Raw genomic sequence first — 3,286 nt, 5'->3', positions numbered from 1 at the left:
TGGGGCGAGGTAAGACGTCCTGGGCGCTACAACACATTAACGAGGCGCCAACTGATCGAAAGTTCATTTACATTACGCCATACCTAGACGAGATTCAGCGTGTAATTAAGGCGGTGCCTAATCGCAAGTTCTTAGAGCCCAATAATAACAATCGGGCCGGCCGCAAGCTTCATAGTTTAAAAGAATTGATTGTCGCGGGCTACGATATTTGCGCAACGCATAGCCTTTTTCAGACCGCTGACGACGAACTTATCGAGCTACTTACGGGCTCAGGGTATACGCTTATCTTGGACGAGGTAATGGACGTTATTGAGAAAGCAAATATTAACCGGTCTGATATTCGCGCATTACTCGAGCTCGGTTATATCGAGATTTACGATAACCGAGTTAAGTGGGTTTACGATGACTATCACGACGGCCGATTCGATGATATTAAACTACTTGCGCGGGCTGGAAATCTATTTATTCACCGCGAAAATTTTTTGTTATGGTCTTTTCCGCCAAAAGTGTTCGAGGCCTTTGATAATGTAATGATTCTTACGTACCTATTTGACGGTCAGATTCAGCGCTATTACTATGATTTGCACAAAATTGCTTACGAATACAAAAGCGTTGATAAGGTGGGAGAACGATATGAATTGGCAGAATATAATCGCTCTAATGAAATGAGAGAAAAGCTATTACAATTAATCGAATTGTATGAAGGATCGCTGAATAAGTTTGCAGACCGTCCGAACGCGTTAAGCACAACTTGGCTCGGAAAAGCAAGCGACGATGTGCTCGAGGGAATTCAGAAAAATATATATAACTACTTTCGAAATATCTGTAAGGCAAAGGCGAAAGACATTCTATGGACAACGATAAAAAAGCGGCAGCATGACTTATCAGGCAAAGGTTATGCGAAATCATTTGCAGCAGTTAACCTTCGTGCAACCAACGAATACGCTGACCGTAGCTCACTTGCGTATGTGTATAACCGCTATTTGAATCCGATTGAGCGCGTTTTCTTCGAGGATAATGGCGTAACAATCAATCAGGATTTACTCGCTGTTTCCGATTTGCTGCAATGGGTATGGCGCTCTCAGATCCGCAATGGGCAGAGAATAAATCTGTATTTGCCGTCAAGTAGAATGAGGTCGCTTTTGAAGGGATGGGCAAAGTATGAAATCTAAAATCGAGGCATTGCAACGCGGAGAATCGCTGGAGATTATCGAAGAAATTAAGGTTAGAGTACGTAATGTGAATTACCTTGAAAAGCGCGGAAGGGATGATTCCCTCGACTATATTTGCGCAAAGGTTAAGGCTCAGATATCACCAATACTCCGACTAGCGCGGAAAATTCGCCGCGGATACTATATGAAATGGGTGGAATTTAACGAACTGCTTGAATATTTCGGGATGAGAGACGTTCTAACGCGAGAAAACAACTATTCGCCAATGCCGGTGGATGTTGCTAACCATTGGGATTCTATGAGGTTGTTAATGCTTGAGGATCACATCTTCTTTTTTAACAAATTACACGAAATCGAGAATGCCAGGACCGAGAAGTTATTCGAAAAGGCATTCGAAAATTGGGCTCGTCCTGCTCTTATTTATGCGTTCAATAAAGCTGACACCTCGAAATCGGAAAAAGAAATTGTAAATTATGTTTGTAAGGCTTTTTACACCAAATATATTGAAATCCGGGCAAAGTCGCAGGGAATAAACAGAATGCGTCGAAATGGACAATGGGTATATTATTACGTTTATGATATTAATGAATTTGATTTCTTGCATGATGACGTAATGAGAGTGATTTTTCACGGTGAAAAGTATCAAAAGTACAAAGAATTGGGGCAAATGGCTGAATCCTTAACTAAAAATCAAACAAAACTCCTTATTCAGCTGCACAATTATGTAAGGGAAGACGTTGCGAAACTGACGACCACTCAATTTTATGAAAAATATCCGCATGAAAGGATGAATTATAAGAAAACTGCTGAGGAATTAGGCTACTCTTACCATGCTTTTATTAAGAATGTCGAACGAATGAAGGGTAAAATTGTCTAATATTAACCTATACTTAAGGTTATGTGAGGAAGAGAATAGGAAGCAAGTAAAATTTAAAAATAAGGCATCGCTCAAGTGGCGGTGCTTTTTTGCTGCAGTTTTTTATCTGCGGCTTTTTTGCGTTCTAGGAGGTGTTCTCAAAACAAGGAGGTTGACGCAATGAGTTATGAAATTATTCAAGTCAATGATTATTACGGAAATAACTTTAGCGGATCAAGATTAGCAAAGGTTTATTCGAATGGGCGCCTGGAGTATTTACCGGAGCCAGATCCGCCAGAAGAAATTGAGGAGGAGAAAGAAGAGTGGATGGAGAGTTAGACCCTATTGATGTGTTTTTTCATCAAGTAATTGAGTTCGTGGAAAGTTACACTGTTTTCCGCAACTACAAGAATATGGACGAGGAAAAGAAAACGAAGTACATCGAGAAATTAACGCTATTAATTGTATTTGAGACGTCACCGCGCAAAAACTTTGATATCGGCATGGACACAATACGGCTGGTTGTTCGGGATATTCTCGACAAGAAAGCTGCGGAGGTAGCGGACGATGAATAAACTTCAACGTTTTATTTCTGCCAATTGTGCGACATATGACGGCGAAGGCAAATGCTACCTTGAAACTGGCGTCAATGGCGACCGAACTTGTGTTTATTTTCGTGAACATGGTGGGCGCTGTACTTATGCAGAAAATAGTGTAATACCGGGCGACCATTCAATCGAGGTGCTTTATTGGTCGGAGCGAGGCGTAAGCATGTCAGGTGATTTTTGCGAATCTTGCTTGCAACCATTCGAACGAAAAAGCAACAGGCAGCGCTACTGTAAGAAATGCGGAGAGTTTGCCGAAAAAGAAAATCGTCGTCAAAGAGACCGTGAATATAAGGAAAGAAAACGACGGTTTAAGGACTAAAATACGTGTTTTAAGCGTCGAGACAGCCTATTTTAGCGGATTTATAAAGAAGGTAATGCAATAAGTCTATGGTACTACTTTTTGTGTTCTAAATGGTGACATGGAGGGGATTAAAGATGACACGGTTTTTAGAGTTTTGCCGGAACTGCAACTACATGGTTTAAGCAAGAAAACAAAAAAGGGAGCGATTAAACCGATGGCAGCGCTTATCTATGACTTGCTACCTGCCGATGTGCAGACGGCATTGTATTACTTGACCATTAAAACAAAAAACAAAAAAGGGGATCGAAATAAATGAGCAAAATGAGCAAAGCACATGAACTTGTTGGTA

At 40.9% G+C, this 3,286-nt stretch carries 6 protein-coding genes; all 6 read left to right on the top strand.

What is annotated here, in order from left to right; translation table 11 throughout:
- A partial coding sequence (locus KW850_RS32360; RefSeq protein ID WP_218351692.1) for a hypothetical protein occupies positions 1 to 1,172 on the top strand: 1,172 nt, incomplete at its 5' end.
- The gene (locus tag KW850_RS32355; RefSeq protein WP_218351691.1) at positions 1,162 to 2,049 is read left to right on the top strand and encodes a hypothetical protein; all 888 of its coding nucleotides are present in this window, start codon (positions 1,162 to 1,164) and stop codon (positions 2,047 to 2,049) included. The genes KW850_RS32360 and KW850_RS32355, both read left to right, overlap by 11 nt.
- A 159-nt stretch (positions 2,050 to 2,208) precedes the next feature.
- Positions 2,209 to 2,367 carry a hypothetical protein gene (locus KW850_RS32350; protein ID WP_218351690.1) on the top strand — a complete coding sequence of 53 codons (159 nt, stop codon included), beginning with the start codon at positions 2,209 to 2,211 and terminating at the stop codon, positions 2,365 to 2,367.
- Positions 2,352 to 2,603 carry a hypothetical protein gene (locus KW850_RS32345; RefSeq protein ID WP_218351689.1) on the top strand — a complete coding sequence of 84 codons (252 nt, stop codon included), beginning with the start codon at positions 2,352 to 2,354 and terminating at the stop codon, positions 2,601 to 2,603. Before KW850_RS32350 ends, KW850_RS32345 begins: the two co-directional genes overlap by 16 nt.
- The gene (locus KW850_RS32340; protein ID WP_218351688.1) at positions 2,596 to 2,955 is read left to right on the top strand and encodes a hypothetical protein; all 360 of its coding nucleotides are present in this window, start codon (positions 2,596 to 2,598) and stop codon (positions 2,953 to 2,955) included. Before KW850_RS32345 ends, KW850_RS32340 begins: the two co-directional genes overlap by 8 nt.
- A gap of 100 nt (positions 2,956 to 3,055) precedes the next feature.
- Positions 3,056 to 3,253: a hypothetical protein gene (locus tag KW850_RS32335; RefSeq protein WP_218351687.1), complete on the top strand. Its 198-nt coding sequence runs from the start codon at positions 3,056 to 3,058 to the stop codon at positions 3,251 to 3,253.
- Positions 3,254 to 3,286: the final 33 nt, after the last annotated feature.

It is taken from the genome of Bacillus sp. sid0103 (assembly GCF_019219025.1).
The sequence above is the reverse complement of the archived record's forward strand: the minus strand, read 5'-3'. Positions and strand labels throughout refer to the sequence as shown.